Here is an 18,125-nt window from a genome sequence, read left to right on the forward strand (position 1 = left end):
GGTCGGGGGTCTCGTTCCCGCGGGGGGAACGGTGCTCTGGCTGGATCGCGGTGGCCTGCATTGCCCTAGGGCAATGCAGGTTTGCTTGCATTGCCCTAGGGCAATGCGGGTGTGGCGGGTCAGGGGACGTAGCTCTTGGCGATGCGGTTGGCGGCGGCGGTGAGAAGGGGGACGACCCGGCGGATGTCGGCGTCGATGAGCGGCGTGGGGCCGAGGACCGAGATGGACCCGACGGCCATGCCGCGGGAGCGGATCGGGACGGCCACCGAGCTGGCCCCGACGAAGGAGCCGGAGTGCAGCACCGCGTGACCGCGGCGGCGCACGTCGGCGAGCGCCGCGTCCCACTCGGAGGCCCGGCGGATCGTGCCGCGCGCCTTGGGCGGGAAGCCCGCCTCACGGCGGTCGTGCTCCACGGTCGGGTTGAAGGCCGCGATCGCCAGGCCCGAGCTCGTGCAGTGCGCCGGCTGGCGACGACCGCTGTGACCCAGGATGCGCACCCCGTCCATCGACTCGATCCGCTCGATGTAGACGACGTCCGCACCGTCGGGGACGCCGAGGTTGACCGTGTGACCGGTCTGCTCGGCCACCGCCTGCATCACCGGCAGCGCCACGTGGCGCAGCCCGTTGCGGGCGTGGGAGAGCATCCCGAGCTCGTAGAGGTGCAGGCCCAGCCGGTAGAGACCGTTGGCGTCCTGCTCCACGAAGCCGCGACCGGCGAGCGTGCTGAGCACCCGGTGCGCGGTCGACTTGGCGACGCCGAGCCTCCGAGCGACATCGGAGACGCCGAGCGCCGAGTCCACGGCGAAGCACTCGAGCACGTCGAGCGCGGTGCCGACCGACCTCAACCCACCGGCAGCGGCCCGCTTGGGGGTCGAGGTGCACCAGGCATCCTCGGAGGCTGTCTGGGGGAAGGGGTCGTGAGTCGCCGTGGTCATCGTCGTCCACACTTTCTCTGGGTCGGTGTGTTCACTGTCGCCCCGGACTGGGGCATGATCAAGGAGTGCGTTCCGATCAACGAAACGACCCTCCGTTGTCCGTCGTCGGCCGGATCACGGCGATCCTCACCGTCATCGAGAAGGCGCCGGGGTCGGTGGGCATCAGCGAGCTCGCTGCCGCAACGGGATTGGCGAAGGGAAGCGTCCACCGGCTCGTCGGGCAGCTCATCGAGGAGCGACTCGTGGAGCGCTCCGAAGATGCCCGGCTGACGCTCGGGGTTCGCCTCTTCGAGCTCGGCTCGAGCGTCCCGCTTCCCCGTACGCTCGCCCACGCCGCCCGGCCGCTGATGCTCGACCTGCACCAGGCGACCGACCGCCAGGTCCACCTGGCGGTGCTCGACGGCGTGGAGGTCGTCTACATCGAGATCGTCTACGGCGGCCTGCCGCTCGCCTCGAGCGTCGGTGGCCGGTTGCCCGCCCATGCCACGGGAGTGGGCAAGGCACTGCTCGCGTACTCGCCGCAGGCGGTCGTGGCCGAGCGGGTCGCGGCGGGCCTGGAGCCGATGGCCCCGCGCACGATCTCCACCCCGGCGGCCCTGACCCGCGAGCTGCAGGACATCCGCACGGTCGGCACGTCCTACGACCACGAGGAGTCCCACGTCGGCATCTCGTGCGTCGCGGCGCCCGTCTTCGGCGCGGACAAGAAGATCCGGGCCGCGCTGTCGGTGACGGGGCAGACCCCACGCATGGACCTGCCCCGTCTGGGCGTGGCCGTGCGCACCGCAGCCTTCACCCTCTCGCGGCAGCTGCGGGACGCCGGCCTGTGACGCATCGTCAGCCCTGGTCGTCAGCGCTGACTCAGCGCTTGATGAGCGGACTCTTCAGCCCCGAGCCGTTCTTGTCGGACTCGTCGAAGAAGTCCTCCCGGAAGATGTCCCGGGGGAACAGGCGCCGACTCATCAGGGTCTTCAGCGCCGCGTCGACCATCGGCGGGGGACCGCACAGGTAGCCACGGCACCCGATGAGCCGCTCGTGGTCTGCCTCGATGACCGTCGTGACCATGCCGTAGGCGTAGCCGTCCGGGTCGTCGCCGTCGGCGGCGACCTCCTCGGGCGTCTCGTCGGAGAGGCAGGGGCGGTAGGTGAATTCGTCGTACTCGTCCTCGAGGGCCCGGAAGGCCTCGACGTCGTAGAGGTGCGCCCGGGTGCGCCCCCCGGCGTAGAGGGTGATCTCGCCCTCGTACTCGCCGGCCTCGAAGGCGTGGCGCACCATCGACTTCAGCGGCGCGACGCCGGTGCCGCCACCGACGAGGATCGCGTGCTTGTCGTCGCCGGTCTTGAGCACGAAGCGGCCGTACGGTCCCGACATCCGGACCTCGTCCCCCTTCGCCAGGGTCTTGAAGACCCAGCCGTCCGTCCCGCGCCCGCCCGGGACATTGCGGATGTGGAACTCCAGGCGGGTGGTCTCGCCGGGGGGCGAGCCGATCGACCAGGTGCGGTCGACCGCCTCGTCACCCTCGGCGACCGGCACGGAGAACTTCATGTACTGACCGGCGTTGAAGCCGATCTCACGGTCGAGCTCGACGACGAGGCGCTTGGTGTCCTGCGCGATGTCCTCGAGGACGACGACGGTACCGGTGTAGTCCTCGACCGGGAAGACCTCCATGTCCTCGTCGACATCGAGGTCCGCCTCGATCGTCACGTCCTCCCGCGGCTTGGCGCAGCAGGTGAGCAGCTTCCCTTCGTCCCGCTCGAAGTCCATGAGGGCGAAGGTGCTCGCCTCGCCGAGGTCCACCTCACCGTCGAGCTTGTCCACCTTGCAGGTGGCGCAGGTGCCGTGGGTGCAGCTGTGCGGCAGCCACACCCCCGCCCGGAGGCAGGCATCGAGGATCGTCTGGTCCTCGTCGCACTGGACCTCGCGGCCGACGGGTTCGACGGTGATCGTGTACTTGGTCATGGTTTTCTCCTCGAGCGGGACGAAGGGGGTGGCTTACGCAGCCACGCGGGTGCCGATGACGTCCTTGTGCCGGACGCCGAGGTCGGCGAGGGACTGACCGTCCTGCGGCTCGAAGGGCTTGCCGTGCAGGGTCCACGTCCGGCCGGCGGCCGGGTCGTAGTCCGGGTCCTCCTCGGCGAAGGGCACGAACAGCTGGTCCTTGAACTCCGCCCAGGTCATGGCGCGCGGCGCGCGGAACATGACCGGCGCGGCGAACCACAGCGTGTCCTGGAACCACACGGAGACGAGCTGGTCGTCGCCGTAGTTCTCCGCGGCGGACCGCGACGGGAAGTTGTACTCGCCCAAGCTCTTGATCGCCATGTCAGGCACCTGCCTTCTCGGTCGGGGCGGCGGTGTCGGCAGCGGCCTCGCCCTGCCACGCCACCCAGTTCTTGTGGTCCCGCGAACCGATGTACTCACCGGCGTCGCCGTCCTGCAGTCCGTACCACTCGAGGACGTCCGGCACGGTCGGCCCGCCACAGTTGCCCTGGAGGATCTGGTGCACGGGAAGCCAGGCCTGGCGGTACTTCTCCGGCTCGCGGTCGAAGATCCACTGACAGCCGTTGGAGCAGGTGTGGTAGATCTCGCCCTCGAACTCGGACTCGTGCTGGGCGAGGACGCTGGGCTCTCCCGGCTCGGTGAAGAGCATCGGGACCTGGCAGACCTGGCACAGCTGAGGCAGGCCGCGAGCGAAGTGCCGCCCGCCGTTCTCGATGTTCTTCTTCTCCTTCTCCCACAGCGGCCGGTAGTACTTGTCGAAGGTGTCCGGGTAGGCCTGCGAGAGCCAGTCGAGGTGCTCGTCGGTCGGAGCGGTCGTCGTGAAGCCGGCGGCGAAGGAGAACTGGTAGAGGGTCCAGTAGACCTGGTGCGAGAGCAGCTCCTTCTCCTTGATGGCGTCCTCGACGTGACGCGGGGGCTTGATGCCGTAGAAGGCGAGGTCCTCGAAGAGGCCGCCGAGCATCTGCTCCTCGAAGTACAGCTCGAAGGACTCCTTCCAGCTCATGACCTTGCGCGGCAGCATGTAGTCGAGCATCTGCGCGACGAGCGCCGTGACGCGGTAGGAGCGCCAGAACCACTTGTCGATCCAGCCCTGGACGATCTCGACATTGGCCTCGTCCTGCTCGAGCAGGAACTTGATGGCCTCGAGGCCGAGGGTCATGTGGCGCGACTCGTCGGACTGCGCCGAGAAGCCGAAGGTCATCGTCGGCAGGTCGCCGTTGAAGGACGCGCCGGACATGAAGGGCACGAAGAGCAGGTTGGTCAGCAGGTACTCGAAGGAGAACCCGACGGCGATGAGGAACTCGAAGGGACCGCAGGAGAGGGCGTCCTCGAAGAAGCTCTTGGGCACCGAGAGGTACCAGACCCGGTCGAAGTTCTCCGGCCAGTTGTGCATGCCCGAGTAGTACTTGTTGTAGTTGGACAGGGTGTGGATCTCGGTCTGCATGTGCCGGATCTCGTCGATCGACTGGCAGAGCGCGGCGAAGCGCGGGCCGGGGCCGGCGAAGTGGCGCGCGAGGTAGGCGAAGTGGCGGTGGGCGCCGTACTCGAGCGGCGTCACGCCCTGGATGAAGACCTTCATCGCGTTGAGGTAGCTCGCGTCGGTGAGGCTCAGGTGGCCCTGGCCCTGGGCGAAGCCGTCGAGGACGGCGTAGAGACGCTTGTCCTTCTCGGCCTGGTACTTGCAGTAGGAGTCGATCGTCAGGCGGAAGGGGTCCTCCCAGGCCGCCCAGTCGTGGATCTTGATGCCTTCGTAGTCGAGGTGCGGGAACATCTCGTCCTTGGCCACGTAGCTGGGCTCCCAGTCGAGTCCGCGGGTGAGGGCCTCGTAGCGGGCCTTCATCGACAGCTTCTTGGTCTTCTTGCTCTTCTTCTCGGGTGCGAGAGTCATCTCGGATCTCCTGTGAACGTCGTTGTTCGGTCTGTTCTTCACGCGGGTCGAGGTGCGAGGCCGCCTGCGGCCGAGCCTCGAGACCCCCTGCTCAGTGGTCCCAGGCGATGACGATCTCGTCGTCGTCCCATTCCTGGATGTTGCCGAAGTAGCTGACGATGGCCATCTGGAACTCGTGGGTCTCCCACTCGCGGCCGACCTTCTCCTCGACCGTCTCCTGGTTGATCACGATCCGTCCGGGGGCGGTGATCCGCACGAGGCCGGGGGTGTGCATCGTGGTGCACTCCGGGTTGTCCTGCTCGATGGCCTCGATGACGGGACGGTTGGACTCCGACTCCTGGATGACCACGCCGACATCGCGCACGGCCTTGGTCTGCGTCTGATCAGCTGCTGTCTGCTCACTCATGTCCATGTCCTCTCTCAGGCCTGCTCGCCGGTGTACGCGGCGCGCACCTCGGCGGCCTTGGTGGTGATCCGGTCGACGGCGTTGACTTCGGCGCCGAGCAGCTCGTCGATGCGGGCGGCGAAGGGGGTGACTGCAGCCAGGGCAGCGTCGACCGCGGCGCCGCCGTGCTCGGCGAGCATCGCGGCATTGGTCTCGCCGAGCTCGGGGTCGGCGCGCCAGGCCTTGTACAACGCGTCGATCCACTTGCGGTTGTCGTCGAACCAGCTCGACATGTGCTGCGAGATGAGCGAGTAGGCAGGAGCCCCGTTGTTGACGGCCTCGTCGTCGAGGTGCTGGTAGAGCAGGTCGTAGAGCAGGTGGTCGACGGCGTCGAGCTGCAGGAGCGCGACACCCCAGTCGGCCTCGACGATGGTCTCCTCCGCGAACTTGCGCAGGGGCTGCAGCGCCGCGTCGTCCATCCAGTGCTGCTTGGCCTCCGTCAGGAGGTCTGCGGTGCCGCCGCCGAGGGCGATGCCCGCGCGGCTGAGGACCTGGGCGTTGCCGACCCGGTCGAAGCCCGAGTAGGCAGCGGCCTGGGTGATCGACGCGCCCCAGCCGAAGCGCGCCATGTTGCACAGGATCAGCTGGCCGGCGCTCTCCAGGTGACGCAGCGGGATGACGAGCTCGGTGAGCACGCCCTTCCAGCCGTCGGAGAGGCGCTCGAGCAGGCCACGGTCCTCGATGTACTTCAGGGACGTGGCGAAGGCCTCGTGGTGGGCGGCGCGAGCCGTGACATAGGGCGCGTAGTAGAACTGCCGCGGGTCGAGGAAGGAGTAGGCATCCGTCAGCCGGAAGATGCTGTAGGAGTCGTCGAAGATCTCCCGGGTCGGGTCCCAGGTGGGCCGGTAGTGGAAGTGCTCCTTCGCCTGCACGTCGATGGTGCCCTCGAGGTAGCGCGAGGCGGGCTTGTCGCCATAGCGCTTGGCGATGTGGGTGAAGGTGTGTCGTTGGGGTTCGATGACCTGGGTCTTGAGTTCGTACTGCACTGGACGTTCTCCTCGGTCGTGGTGGGGCGAAGGGGGGTCAGGCGGAGGTCGGCGTGTCGGCGCCGGCCTCCAGGAGCTGGACCAGCAGGTCCGGCAGGGCGTCGGGTCCGACGAGCTCGCGCGCTTCGTCCCCTTCGTCGAAGGTGCCGACGATCCGGCCGAAGGCGCGCCCGTCGGCGAAGGCCGTCGAGCAGCGCGCACCGGCGTCGCCGTAGGTGACGGTGAAGGCCAGCTCGTCGGGGAGGGCCTCGTCGACCAGGTCGAGGTGTGCGCGGCCCGGGCCGAGGATCGCGTTGCCCTCGCAGACGTACTGCTCGGCGAGGGAGCGCAGGGCGACGTGCCGGTCGGCGCCGGTCCCGGTCGCGACGCGCTTGCTGATGCGGGTCTCCGGGACGGTGGTCCCGCCCGGGGCCAGCTCGGCCAGGTCCTGCTCCGGTGTGCCGACCAGCTCGGCCACGCGGGTCATGAAGGGCGTCATCCGCTCGTCTCCCTAGGGTCGATCGGAGTACGGGCTTCGCCCATCACCCCGATGTGATGTGTGCTGACGAACGTAGGCCGGTCGCGGGCTCCCCACGATCCACCCGACGCAACCTCTGTCCACCTGACGCACCCGGCTGCGTGGCCAGAGGTGTTCCGTGGTCAGGAACGCCTCGAGGTGGGAGACTGGTGGCGGTCATCATCGATGGAGCAGTGATGATCGCGAGAGGAGTGCGATGAAGCACCTTCGGGAGACCGCCCCCCGGTTCGAGGACTGGGAGGGGTTGCAGGAGGCGCTCGCCGATGCCTACTTCCCGCACGCGATGCACCCGAGCTCCTCCCCGCGGGAGGCCGCAGCATCCGGCCTGGAGGTCATCGACCTCGGCAGCTGCCGGCTGGCGCACATCCGCTTCGGCGCGACGGTCGGCATCGACTCCGACCACCCCGGTGCGGTCGCCGTCAACATCCCGCTGAGCGGTCACCTCGCCTCACGCATCGGCAGCCTCGACTTCGACGCCGGTCCCGGCCAGGCGACGGCCTTCCCCGCCGACACCCCCGCGCGGATGCCGGCCTGGACCCCCGACCTCGACGTGCTCGGGCTGCGCATCGACGCCGAGCACCTGCGCCGGGAGAGCGAGCGGGTCTTCGCGCGCAAGGGCGTCGTGCTCCCGACCGACATCGACCTGCGCACGCCGGCCGGCCGGGCCTGGTTCCAGATGGCCCGCACGACCTTCGACAACGCCCGCGACTGCGGCGGGATCCTCTACCAGGACCCGCAGGTCGCCGCGTCGATCGCGAGCATGCTCGTCACCGGCCTGCTCCTCGCGGCCGTCCCGGAGGAGCCGCCCACGCAGGGCACTCTGCGTCCGCGACCGGTCCACCGGGTCATCGAGGCCATCGCTGCGGACCCCGCGCGCGCCTGGTCACCCGCCGACCTCGCCGAGATCGCCGGGGTGAGCGTGCGACGCCTGCAGCAGTCCTTCCGCGAGCACGTGGGCACCACCCCCTTCGCCCACCTGCACGATGTGCGGCTCGAGCGCATCCACGACGACCTCGTCCACGGACGGGGCGGGACGGTCACCGACGTGGCGCTGTCGTGGGGGGTGACCCACCTGGGTCGCTTCGCCGCGGCCTATCGCGACAAGTACGGCGAGCTGCCGAGCCACACCCTCGCCACGGCCAGCTGAGCGCCGCCCCCCTTCTCCCCGGCACGTCGGGTGAGGCTCTCCCCGTTCCGTCACGTCGGGTCAGGCCGACCGTTCGTCTGCATTGCCCTATGGCAATGCAGACGAACGGTCGGCGAAAGCTCGGGTCAGACGTTGTCCGAGAGGGGCCCGGTGCCCACCGCGGCCGCTCCGGCGGCCGCAACCTGCTCGTCTTCCTCCGCAGAGCCACCGGAGGCGCCGATCGCGCCGACCAGCTCGCCGTCGACCGTGATCGGGACGCCGCCGCCGAAGGCCGCAACTCCCGGACGGTTGCCGATCCCGCGGATCACCGCGTCCTCTGCGGCCAGCGCCTCGTAGAGGCCTGCCGTCGGTGCACCACCGAAGCCGACGCTCGTGCACGCCTTGTCGATGGCGATCGGTCCGGAGTGGACGAAGGCGCCGTCCATCCGGGCGAAGGTCAGCAGCGCGCCGCCGGTGTCGACGACGGCGATGTTCATCCGCAGGCCGTGCTCGGTGGCATGCGCCAGGGCAGCGGACAGCGCCGCCCCGGCCCCCTCGAGGGTCAGGACGGCGCTGCGCCGGGTGTGGCTCATCAGGTGAGGACGCTGGTGAAGCGCTCGTTGAGCTCGCGGGAGTGGTAGAAGATCCCCTTGCCGATCTGGTCCACGGTCCAGACATTGGTCGGCCGGTCCGGGAAGGCGAGGTAGCCGCCGCCGAAGACCTCGTTGCGGTTGCCGCTCGGGTCGAAGAAGTAGGTCGTCTGCCCGCGGGTGATGCCGTGACGGGTCGGCGTGACGTCGACCGCCACGTCGTCCATCGTCAGCAGGTCCGCCGCGTGCCCGACCTGGCTCCAGTCGTCCAGCCGGAAGGCGAAGTGGTGCAGCTTGCCCTGCGGGCCGCCGATGACCGCCATCTGGTGGATCTGGTTGTTGGAGGTCAGCCAGGTACCGGCGAGCTCGTGGTCGTCCTCGAGGCTGGTCTGGATCCGCTCGGTGGGGTAGAAGTCGAAGACGTCCATGAGGAGCTTCTCCATGAGCTTCGGGTCCTCGCAGGTGATCAGCGAGTGGTCGAGCGCCGGGACGCCGATGCCCACGAGGTGCCGCGGGAAGGGGTCGGGGTTGTGCGTGCCGACCTCGGTCCCGATGGCCGTCTGCGAGTGGAAGACCTCGAAGACGTGGTCGCTGGTGGTGGTGAAGCGGATGCCGTCACCGACCTCGGGGTTCTCCCCGGCGGACATGCGCTCCACCGTCAGGCCGAAGGTCTTGGCCTTGTTCTCGATGGCCTCGATGTCGGCCTCGTGCTGGGCCTTCCAGCCGTACTTGACGACGCCGACGCCGCCCTCCTCGAGGACGACGGAGTGGTGGTCCCACTCGTCCCAGCCCTTGTAGAAGACCCGCTTGTTGCCCTCGGGCGAGACGTCCTCGAGGGTCTCGTACAGACCCATCGTGGACCCGTAGTGGTTCTTGGCCTCGGTCATGTCGGTGACACGCACGTGGGCGTACCCCATTCGCATGATGCCCATGTCTACTGCTCCTCCGGTGCGTTGCTGGCCGCCCTGGCACGCTCGCGTGCTTTCGCGTTGAGCTGGCCCAGCAGGGGGTTGACGAGGCGCAGGGACGCGTCTCGCATCTGGATCGTCAGGTCCTCGTCGGGGACAGCACGACAGCTCAGGCAGGTGCCGTCGGTGCGCTCCGTCGCCGTGATGACCGAGTCGGCCACGGTTCGGTTGTACGTGAAGGAGCCGTCGAGGACGTCCACCTTGCAGATGCCGCAGCCTCCGCGTCGGCAGCCCACCGTGTAGGCATAGCCAGCCTTCTGCAGACCGGCCAGCACGGTGTCGTCGGGCGAGATGAAGATCTCGGCTCCCGACGGCTGCACGATGATGGTTGCCACCGAGCACTCCTTCGTGGTCGACATCGAGGCATCGGCGCCCCGTTGCCTCCGACTCTCTCCCACCATGTGGACGAAGGGGGGTGGCGTTCCCCTTCGCGGAACGCCACCCCGTCAGGGCCCCGTCAGCGCAGCACCGCGATCCGGTCGCCCTTGACGGCGCCGACCCAGAGCTCGGCACCGACGGGCGCAGCCACCGTCGGCGCCCGGAAGTCGGCTGGCTCACCTTCGTAGAGGACGTGCGAGGTCATCCGACGCGGATCCACCGCGAGGACCGACACCCCGGTGGGGCAGTTCGCGAGGTCGTCGGCCTGGCAGGAGATGACGTTCTCCGGCGTGAAGTCCTGCCCGGTCACGAGCACCTCGCCCTGCCTCGAGATGCGCAGGTTGTCCGGCATGAAGGGGACGTCGATGCTCGCTCGCCCGACGGCCGACCGGGCGGACGCGCGGCTCCCGTCCAGCGGGATGCGATGCACCTGACGGCCACCCCACTCCGCCACGAAGGCCGTGCGTCCGTCACGCGTCACGACGACACCGTTGGGGCCGGCCATCGCCGAGTCCGGCACCGTGCTCCAGCCCGTCGCACGGTCCCAGCGCATGAGGTCGCCGCTCGGGGTGTCGCTGAAGATCTGCGAGAAGGGGTCCGACTGCGTCGGGTCGAAGAAGTTGGTCACCACGAGGCCGTCCCCGCCGGGGAGCGGCGCCACGCCGTTGGCGAAGGTTCCGCTGGGCAGGGTCACGCACCCGGTCCAGGTGAGCTCGGTGCCGTCGGTGAGGTCGAGCTCGAAGACCTCGACCCCCTCCCTGCCGCCGTGATTGACGGCGTAGACCTCGTACGTGTCGGTCCCCGTCTGCTCGACGTTGATCCCGTGGGGCGAGGCGATCGACGCCTCGGGCGGGCCGGGGCAGGTCGGGAAGCGGGTGCGGTCCCAGTCGACCGACCAGTCGCGCTCGGGCCAGATCTCGCTCGCCTCATGGGTGTCGCTGTCGACCGTGTAGAGATGGCCGACGCTGTTCGTGGACAGCGGGTCGGCCGACAGCCCGCTGACGAGCGCGCTGCCCGACCCGGGGAGCTCGACGATGTCCTCGGGGCTGGTCGGTCCGCTGAGGAAGCCCTCGAGCTCGTGCTTCGGCGTGGCCTGTGGCGGCGTCGCGCTCGCGCCTGTCGAGAGGGTGGCGCCGGCGAGGGCGACGGCGGCGACCGCCGCCAGACGAGGCAGTGTCGACCTGGTGATGTTCATGGGTGTGTCGTCCTCCGTGGTGCGTCGTTGAACCACCTGGCTCCGGTCGAGTCAGTGGAAGGGACACTACAGAAGATTTGGCACCCGGCAACTCCTGCTCACAGGGATCCGATGCACTGGCTGGTCCGGGCGCTCCATCCCCTCGTCAGGGACGCTTGCCCTGCTCGATGGCCTGGCGCAGGACCGCCTGGATGACCGGGACGAAGAGGTCGATGATCTCCCCGCCCTCCAAGTCGTCGAAGGCCTCGCCCGCCACCACGAGACCGTCGGACAGCGCCCGGAAGAGGACCGCGACATCGGCCGTCAGCTGGGGATCGCCGATCTGCGCCAGTGCCCGCTCGAGCCAGACCATCATCATCGTCTGCGCCTGAGCGCGGACGTCCAGATATGCCTGCCGGGTCTGCTGGGTGTCCTCCCCGGACTCCAGCAGCACCTGCATGCCGATGTTCATGAAGCTCGGGCGGCGACGCAGGGTCTCCTCCGTCGCTCGCAGCAGGTCCGAGACGTGCTCGAGGACGTCGCCCTCCTGCGCGCCCCAGCCCGGCGACTCGGCGAGCCACCGCGCGAAGCTCGTGCGGACGACCTCGGCGAAGAGCGCGTCCTTGTCGGTGAAGTGCCAGTACAGGCTGGAGACCGGCAGCCCGGACCGGGCGCAGACGGCCGCGATGGTCGCCCCCGTGACGCCACGCTCACGGGCCACCTCGGCCGCCGCCTCGAGGATGCGGTCCCGTGACGCGAGGCCACTCTCCCGCGGCCTGTCCTCGGAGCCGGGCCCCACCGGGCTCATCGAGCCCACCCCAGTTCCTGCAGGTGGGCCGCCCAGCCGGAGGCGACCAGTGCCGTCAGGCGACGCACGTCCTTGGCCGTGCTCGAGCGCACGTGCACGAAGAGGCCGTCCATGAGGACCATGTGCGTCCTGGCAACCGTGCGGGCAGCCGCGGTCCTCGCCTCCTCGTCAGGGAAGGCCTCGGGCAGGAGGACCTCCATCCACCACGTGCTCATGGCATCCTCCGTGTCGCGGCGCACCTCGAGATACCTGGCGCGCGCCTCCGGCTCCTTGACCCTCTTCTGCAGCGTGAGCAGCAGCCCCAGCTGCCAGAACTGCGGAGTCTCGACGAGGGAGAGCGCCGCCCTCTGGAAGCGTTGCTCGAGGCGCTCGCGCAGGTCATCGGGCTCTTCTCTCGAGACCCAGGTGGGCGCCGTGGGGCGCCACTGCCGGTACGAGTACTCCAGCGTGGCGGCCATCAGCTTTTCCTTGTTGCCGAAGTGCCAGTAGATCGAGCTGGCCGGCAGCCCCGTCCGCTCGACGACCTTGGCGACGGTCGTGCCGTCATACCCTGAGGTGGCGGCGATCTCCAGAGTGGCCTTCAAGATGGTCTGGCGAGACTCCTCGCCCTGCTTGTGGACCCGGTCGGTCTTGCGCGGCACGACGTCCCCTGTCAGTCGATCGATGAAGCGGATGAGCACCTGCTCACTGGAGCCCAACATACAGGGATGAGGGCCATCGAGCCGCTCATGAGCGATGTCACCGCTTGAATCCTGCGGATCAACTCGGTAACGTCACTGTAGCAATCACTACAGGCTTCCATGTGGGGCCGGGCACCGGGACTCAACGAGGAGGCTCACATGACACAGGACCGCGCACTCGGGCGGCGCTTCGACGCCGCAACCTTCCGCGAGGTACTCGGCCACTACCCGACGGGTGTCGTCGTCGTCACGGGGGTCCACCCGGACGGCGAGCCGGTGGGGATGGTCCTGGGGACTTTCACCTCGGTCTCGCTCGAGCCCGCCCTCGTGGCCTTCATGCCCGGAGCCGAGTCCGGCACCTACGCGCGGCTGCGCGAGTGCCCCTCCTTCGTCATCAATGTCCTGGCGCACGACCAGACCGATGTCTGCCGCACGATGGCCATCCCCGCCGACGACAAGTTCGATCGCGTCGGCTGGCGCCCGTCACCGACCGGGGCGCCCGTGCTCGACGAGGCGGTCGCCAGCATCCACTGCCGCCTGCACGACGAGATCCTCGCCGGCGACCACTACATCACCCTGTGTGCCGTCGAGGACCTCGAGATCGTCCGGCCGGTCACACCCCTCCTTTTCTTCCAGGGAGGGTACGGAGGCTTCAACCCCAAGGGCCTGTCGGCGCTCGGGGACGGCGACTTCATCGAGGCTCTCCGGCTCGCCGAGACGGCCCGGCCCCACATCCGGCGTCTGGCCGACCGGTACCGCTGCGAGTCCGCGGTCCTGACCGTCCTCAACGACGACGAGATGACGACCGCCGACTCCGCGTATGCCGGGAGCGCAGAGGTCTACGAGCGGCTCGGAGCACGCATCCCCCTCATGCCACCCATCGGCGACGTGTACGTCGCCCACGCCTCGCAGGAGGTGCAGGACCGCTGGTGCGCCAAGGCCGCGCCCGACGGGGAGGTGCAGGCCCGCTACCGGCGGCGCCTGGAGACGGTCCGACGCGATGGCTATGCCGTCGTCCAGGTCGGTGCCGTCGGCGCTCCCCAGTACGCCCGGCTGCACGACGCCTTGGACGAGTACGCGTCCGGTCCCCTCACACCCAGCCGTGAGCGCGCCGTCCGTGAGGTCATCGCCGAGATGGCCCACTTCTTCGAGCCGATCGACATCTGCGAGGACACCCACTACGACCTCGGCTCGATCGTCGTCCCGGTCTTCAGCCCCGATGGCGGGGTCTCGATGGTCCTGCGGCTGACCCAGCTGCCCCAGGACGTCCCCGGTGAGACGGTGCGCGAGTGGGTCGGTGGTCTGCAGGAGGCGGCGCGCGAGGTCGGGACGGCACTGCGCGGCGAGGAGAGCAGCGCAGCGCTGAGCGCCTACGAGAGCTGGTTCATGATGTGAGGCCGCCGGCGATCTCCTCGCCGATGATCCAGCCGGCACCCATGGCCGCCATGAGGCCGCTGCCCGAGGAGTAGCCCTCGGATTTGGGGCCCGCGGTGCCCACCGCGCTGCCCCCACCCACCCGCAGTCCGGACACCGTGGAGCCGTCGGCCCGCACGACCCGGCACCCCGTGTCGATGAGCGCCCCGCCCTGCGTCGTCAGCACACCGTGCGTCAGCCAGGTGTGGTGGAGTCGCCCCTGCTGGGCCCGACGACCCGGTAGCGGGCGCATGGCTCGCGCGAGCAGCTCGGCGGCGATCCCCGTCTGGTCGGCGAGGTCGACCAGGCCCGCTGCGTCGTGGATCGCTCCCGCAGCGAGGGAGTCGCGCATCATCTCCGAGGTGATGGTCTCGGCCATCGCCTGCTCGTCCCAGACCATCAGCGCCCGCTCGCCCGGCTGTGCCTGGATGTGTCCCGCGAGCCCGGAGTACCCGTTGGCCTGCTCGTCCACGAAGCGCTCACCGTCGCAGTTGATGAGGACTGCCCCCGCCCAGGGCAGCGCGGGGTTGACCCGGGTGCCGTGCCCGAGGGTCACCTGACCGTGACGCAGGCAGGCCTCCATGTGCATCCACTGGGCGCCGAGCGGCTCCAGCCAGCCGATGCTGTCACCGGTGGACGTGCTCACACCGCCGTAGAAGGGGGTGCCCAGGCTCGACGCGAAGCGCTGCATGAGCGCCGGGTTGTTGGCGAAACCGTCGGTGGCCACGACGGTGGTCGTGGCTCGGACCTCGACCGGCCGGCCGTTCTGCTCCGCGACGAACCCGACGACCCGCTCTCGGGACGGCTCGTCCGGGTCCGCCTCGGTGAGCAGTCTCCGGACCGGAGCCTCGTCGACGAAGGCGACGTTGTCGCGTGAGGCCAGCTCGGCTCGCAGGAAGGACATCAGCGGTCTCCCGCCACGACGCTCCGGGTCGGCGTGCAACCGGGGGACGCTCATCCCCTTGCGCGGCATGTCGACACCCACCTCGAGCGGGTAGCCGAGCGTGTCCGCGATCCAGTCCACGTAGCGCGGCGCCACCTCGCAGAAGCTCATCACGAGGTCGCGCAGCGACTCGTCGCCGGAGTTGCCGATGATGTCCTCGCAGTGCCGCTGCGGGGAGTCCTCGATGCCCGCCTCGCGCTGGAGGCGGGTCCCGCCGGCCGCCAGGCTGCCCGAGGAGACGTCGGCATTGCACCCCTCACGGGTGCTCTTCTCGAAGATGACGACGACGAGCTCGGGGTCCTCGCTCGCCCGCAGCGCGGCCATGACCCCGCAGGCACCACCGCCAGCGATCGCCACGTCGACGTCGATGGTGTCCATCACGTCTGGGAGGCGGCGGCGAGCCCGTAGAAGGTGCGGGCCGCGTCGACGAGGCCTCGCGGTGGCTGCTCGCCGTAGAAGCCTCTCCTCGAGGCGACCAGGCCCTGCTCCCGGTGCTGGGTCGCGCGCAGCAGTGCGACCCTGACGCAGGTGCCCAGCGAGTCCACGACCGGGACGTCGTCGATGCGACTGATGCCTTGGTCGGCGAGGAAGACGTTGAGGGGTCCCTCGCCCGGCACGATGACGTCGGCGCCCTCCGCGATCGCGCGACGGGCCGCCTCGGTGAAGGCCTCCGTCAGGGGCGCCGGGTCGGCGTACGCCTGCATGATGTCGGTGAAGGCGCGATCCACCTGCCGGATCGGTCCGACGATCCGGTCGAGCCCGTACACCTCCATGTTGCGGCGCAGCTGGGGCTCGAGCTCCGCGATGAAGTTGACGATCCCCACGCGACGCCCTAGCTGTGCTGCCATCAGCACGCTCGTCTGCCCGAGGGTGACGACGGGGATGTCGACGAGAGTCCGGACCTCCTCGTACGCGGTGTCGGGGATCGTCGCGATGAAGAAGGCGTCGTAGCCCTCGTCCTGTGCACGCAGCGCGGCCCCGACGAACTGGTCCTTGTGCAGCCCGGAGAGGTAGGCGTACTTGATGTGGGTCCCGGGGTAGTCACTCGGGTAGGTGCCGGCCCGCATCCCGTGCAGGTCGACGCTGTTGTCGGGCCCGGCCGCACCCGACAGGTGGCGCGCCAACGCATCCCTGTAGTGGGGGACGTCGTCCAGGACGGTGAAGGACTGGTGCCAGATCCTCATGACGCAGCCACCTCCCCTTCGCCGGTCCTCACCGTGGCCTGCGCACCGGCGATCCGTCCGAAGGTCGCCCCTCGCAGCACGGACGTCGACCCGACGTAGTTGGAGTAGTACAGACCGGTCATCTCACCGGCCGCGTACAGGCCCGGGATGGCCCGACCATCGCGGTCGATGACCCGGGAGGAGGCGTCGACCTTGAGCCCACCGAAGGTGAAGACATTGGCCGCCATGATCGGGTAGGCCGCGAAGGGACCCTGCTCGATCGGCCGTGCCCAGTTGCTCTTGGCGGGGTACAGGTCCACGGTGGCCAGCCCGTCCGGTCGGGTGACGTCCCACTCGCCGCCGGGACAGGCCGCGTTGTACTCGGCGATCGTCGCGGCGAGCGCCTGCGGGTCGACGTCGAGCTTGTCCGCGAGCTCCTCGATCGAGTCGCCCGTGACCGGGGGCTCCTCGGTCCGGATCGCGGTGCGGATGTTGGGGACCGCCTGACCCGCCGCATCGAGGATCATCCAGGCCATGCCACGGTCCTGCGCCTGGATGTCTCGCGTCGTGCGCTCGTACCAGGCGTCGATCGGCCCTCGTGCCTCGTCGACGAAGCGCTGCCCGTGCACGTCGACGAGGATCCCGTAGGTGAAGGCCATGATCGCGGCCTCCGGGTCGCCGGAGCGCGGGTCGATCGGCTCGGCGTGGAAGAGGCTGAAGTTGCCCGCGGTCGCCGCTCCGGCCGCGAGCGCCATCTCGATGCCCTCGCCCTTGTTGTAGTTGCCGCCGCGAGCGACCGGACGACAGATCATCGCCTTGGCCCCGTGGTAACGAGCCATCATCTCGGCGTTGCCTTCGTAGCCACCGCAGGCGAGCACGACGACACCCGTGTGGGTCACGCGCCCCGTCAGGGTCGCGGCGACGACGCCGGCCACGACGCCGTCCTCGATGACGAGCTCACGCACGGTGCTCTCGTAGGCGAAGGTGACGCCGAGCTCCTTGGCCCGGCGACTCAGGGTCTCCACGAGGGCCAGCCCACCACCGATGGGGGCGAGCCGGGTCGTCGAGGTCGTGAGGAAGAGGGTCGGGAGCTGCCCGAAGGCCATGCCGTGGCCCTCGAGCCATCGCAGCGTCGGACCGGCCTCCTCCGCGAAGGTCTCGACGTAGTCCAGGTCGACCATGGGGTGGGCCCGCAGGAGCGGCGCCCGCTTGTCCCACGACTTCGTCAGGTCAGCGGTCAGGCCGGGGTCGGGGTGGCCCATGAAGTCGTCCACAAGGGCATCCGTCAGGCCCTCGGCCGGCTCGTCGACCGAGGCCATGCGCATGTACGCCTCGGTGTAGCGCGTGTTGCCCCCGGCCTCGTCCTCGGTGGCCCGGTCGAGCAGCAGCACGCTGGCGCCGGCCTCCCGGGCACTGATCGCGGCCGAGAGGCCGGCGATGCCCGAGCCGACGACGATCACGTCGTGGGTCTGCTCGCTCATGCCCAGCTCCCGATGACCTCGTCGGCCGTGGTGACGGTGCCGAAGAGCGGCAGGGTCTTGGTCACCGCGTGGTCGTGCAGCGCGGGGTCCGGTGCGGCGCACATGTCCTCGACGATGCTCACCTGCAGACCGGAGTCACTGGCGTGACGGGCAGCCGACTCGACGACGAGGTGGGTGGCGATGCCACCCAGCACGACGTGGTCGATGCCGTCGGCGGCCAGCACCTCACGCAGGGCCGTGCCGACGAAGGGGTCGACGCACCCCTTGTCGACGACCGCCTCGTCGTCGGTCGGGGCCAGCTCGGGGAGGAACTCTGCCTCGGGCGAGCCCACCTTCATCTTCTGGTTGCCGGGGTAGCCGTCGAAGCGCGGAAGTCGGTTGGTCCGCAGCTTGTAGGTCGGGTCGAAGGCGAGACGGATGTGGAAGACCGGCACGCCGGCTGCGCGCGCGGCCTCGAGGACCTTGGACGCGGTCGAGACGACGCCACGCTCACGGACCTGGGCCGCCAGCGGCGGCGCCATGCAGAGGTCGCCCTCTTGCCCCAGGGCGATCTGGTAGTCGAGGAGGAGGAGGGCGGTGCGATCGGTGGTCATCGAGGATCCTTCGTGTCGTGGTGTGGTCTGGGAGTGAGGGAG

20 protein-coding genes are annotated in these 18,125 nt (G+C 69.4%); 3 read left to right on the forward strand and 17 right to left on the reverse strand.

Annotation, left to right across the window (positions count from 1 at the left end):
- Positions 1 to 119 precede the first annotated feature (119 nt).
- Entirely contained in the window at positions 120 to 935 is an 816-nt protein-coding gene (locus tag ASG73_RS01355; protein WP_055989701.1) for an IclR family transcriptional regulator, read from the reverse strand.
- A 95-nt stretch (positions 936 to 1,030) separates the two neighbouring features.
- Between ASG73_RS01355 and ASG73_RS01360 the strand changes: the two genes are divergently transcribed.
- Entirely contained in the window at positions 1,031 to 1,762 is a 732-nt protein-coding gene (locus ASG73_RS01360) for an IclR family transcriptional regulator (RefSeq protein ID WP_200946640.1), read from the forward strand.
- A gap of 31 nt (positions 1,763 to 1,793) precedes the next feature.
- Here ASG73_RS01360 and ASG73_RS01365 read toward each other — a convergent pair whose 3' ends face one another.
- The 6 genes from ASG73_RS01365 to ASG73_RS01390 all read right to left on the reverse strand — a co-directional run bounded on the left by ASG73_RS01365 (position 1,794) and on the right by ASG73_RS01390 (position 6,727).
- A complete protein-coding gene (locus tag ASG73_RS01365; RefSeq protein ID WP_055989703.1) occupies positions 1,794 to 2,891 on the reverse strand; it encodes an NADH:ubiquinone reductase (Na(+)-transporting) subunit F in 1,098 nt (365 codons plus the stop codon).
- Between the two features lie 33 nt (positions 2,892 to 2,924).
- Entirely contained in the window at positions 2,925 to 3,251 is a 327-nt protein-coding gene (locus ASG73_RS01370; protein WP_055989706.1) for a phenol hydroxylase subunit P4, read from the reverse strand.
- A gap of 1 nt (position 3,252) precedes the next feature.
- A complete protein-coding gene (locus ASG73_RS01375; RefSeq protein WP_055989709.1) occupies positions 3,253 to 4,818 on the reverse strand; it encodes a YHS domain-containing protein in 1,566 nt (521 codons plus the stop codon).
- A 91-nt stretch (positions 4,819 to 4,909) separates the two neighbouring features.
- Positions 4,910 to 5,224, reverse strand: a complete 315-nt coding sequence (locus ASG73_RS01380; RefSeq protein WP_055991267.1) for an MmoB/DmpM family protein — start codon at positions 5,222 to 5,224, stop codon at positions 4,910 to 4,912.
- Between the two features lie 14 nt (positions 5,225 to 5,238).
- On the reverse strand, positions 5,239 to 6,249 hold the full coding sequence (locus ASG73_RS01385) for a phenol 2-monooxygenase (RefSeq protein ID WP_055989712.1): 1,011 nt from the start codon (positions 6,247 to 6,249) through the stop codon (positions 5,239 to 5,241).
- A gap of 37 nt (positions 6,250 to 6,286) precedes the next feature.
- The gene (locus ASG73_RS01390) at positions 6,287 to 6,727 is read right to left on the reverse strand and encodes a hypothetical protein (protein WP_055989715.1); all 441 of its coding nucleotides are present in this window, start codon (positions 6,725 to 6,727) and stop codon (positions 6,287 to 6,289) included.
- Between the two features lie 235 nt (positions 6,728 to 6,962).
- Between ASG73_RS01390 and ASG73_RS01395 the strand changes: the two genes are divergently transcribed.
- Positions 6,963 to 7,913, forward strand: a complete 951-nt coding sequence (locus tag ASG73_RS01395; RefSeq protein WP_055989718.1) for an AraC family transcriptional regulator — start codon at positions 6,963 to 6,965, stop codon at positions 7,911 to 7,913.
- Between the two features lie 125 nt (positions 7,914 to 8,038).
- Here the strand turns inward: ASG73_RS01395 and ASG73_RS01400 are convergent, their stop codons facing one another.
- The 6 genes from ASG73_RS01400 to ASG73_RS01425 all read right to left on the reverse strand — a co-directional run bounded on the left by ASG73_RS01400 (position 8,039) and on the right by ASG73_RS01425 (position 12,511).
- The gene (locus ASG73_RS01400; protein WP_055989721.1) at positions 8,039 to 8,485 is read right to left on the reverse strand and encodes a GlcG/HbpS family heme-binding protein; all 447 of its coding nucleotides are present in this window, start codon (positions 8,483 to 8,485) and stop codon (positions 8,039 to 8,041) included.
- A complete protein-coding gene (locus ASG73_RS01405; protein ID WP_055989724.1) occupies positions 8,485 to 9,414 on the reverse strand; it encodes a catechol 2,3-dioxygenase in 930 nt (309 codons plus the stop codon). The genes ASG73_RS01400 and ASG73_RS01405 overlap by 1 nt, the downstream gene beginning before the upstream one ends.
- A gap of 2 nt (positions 9,415 to 9,416) precedes the next feature.
- Complete coding sequence (locus tag ASG73_RS01410) at positions 9,417 to 9,785, reverse strand: 2Fe-2S iron-sulfur cluster-binding protein (protein WP_156466087.1); 369 nt, start codon at positions 9,783 to 9,785, stop codon at positions 9,417 to 9,419.
- Positions 9,786 to 9,907: 122 nt separating this feature from the next.
- Positions 9,908 to 11,023 carry an SMP-30/gluconolactonase/LRE family protein gene (locus tag ASG73_RS01415; RefSeq protein WP_055989730.1) on the reverse strand — a complete coding sequence of 372 codons (1,116 nt, stop codon included), beginning with the start codon at positions 11,021 to 11,023 and terminating at the stop codon, positions 9,908 to 9,910.
- Between the two features lie 145 nt (positions 11,024 to 11,168).
- Positions 11,169 to 11,810 (reverse strand): TetR/AcrR family transcriptional regulator, encoded by a 642-nt coding sequence (locus ASG73_RS01420; protein WP_156466088.1) that lies wholly within the window; start codon positions 11,808 to 11,810, stop codon positions 11,169 to 11,171.
- Entirely contained in the window at positions 11,807 to 12,511 is a 705-nt protein-coding gene (locus tag ASG73_RS01425) for a TetR/AcrR family transcriptional regulator (RefSeq protein ID WP_235499322.1), read from the reverse strand. Before ASG73_RS01425 ends, ASG73_RS01420 begins: the two co-directional genes overlap by 4 nt.
- A 138-nt stretch (positions 12,512 to 12,649) precedes the next feature.
- On the opposite strand from ASG73_RS01425, the gene ASG73_RS01430 reads away from it, so the two are divergent.
- Positions 12,650 to 13,885 (forward strand): flavin reductase, encoded by a 1,236-nt coding sequence (locus tag ASG73_RS01430; protein ID WP_055989738.1) that lies wholly within the window; start codon positions 12,650 to 12,652, stop codon positions 13,883 to 13,885.
- On the opposite strand, the gene ASG73_RS01435 is transcribed toward ASG73_RS01430, so the two are convergent.
- Genes ASG73_RS01435 through ASG73_RS01450 form a run of 4 tightly spaced genes read right to left on the reverse strand, consistent with a single transcriptional unit; the run spans position 13,875 to position 18,083 of the window.
- Entirely contained in the window at positions 13,875 to 15,224 is a 1,350-nt protein-coding gene (locus tag ASG73_RS01435) for an FAD-dependent oxidoreductase (RefSeq protein WP_055989740.1), read from the reverse strand. The two genes, ASG73_RS01430 and ASG73_RS01435, sit on opposite strands and share 11 nt — an antisense overlap.
- Positions 15,224 to 16,030 (reverse strand): aspartate/glutamate racemase family protein, encoded by an 807-nt coding sequence (locus ASG73_RS01440; protein WP_055989743.1) that lies wholly within the window; start codon positions 16,028 to 16,030, stop codon positions 15,224 to 15,226. The genes ASG73_RS01435 and ASG73_RS01440 overlap by 1 nt, the downstream gene beginning before the upstream one ends.
- Positions 16,027 to 17,490: an FAD-dependent tricarballylate dehydrogenase TcuA gene (gene tcuA / locus ASG73_RS01445; RefSeq protein WP_055989746.1), complete on the reverse strand. Its 1,464-nt coding sequence runs from the start codon at positions 17,488 to 17,490 to the stop codon at positions 16,027 to 16,029. Before tcuA ends, ASG73_RS01440 begins: the two co-directional genes overlap by 4 nt.
- Entirely contained in the window at positions 17,487 to 18,083 is a 597-nt protein-coding gene (locus ASG73_RS01450; protein WP_055989749.1) for a cysteine hydrolase family protein, read from the reverse strand. Before ASG73_RS01450 ends, tcuA begins: the two co-directional genes overlap by 4 nt.
- Positions 18,084 to 18,125 lie beyond the last annotated feature (42 nt).

Source organism: Janibacter sp. Soil728, assembly GCF_001428305.1.
Classification (GTDB): Bacteria; Actinomycetota; Actinomycetes; order Actinomycetales; family Dermatophilaceae; genus Janibacter.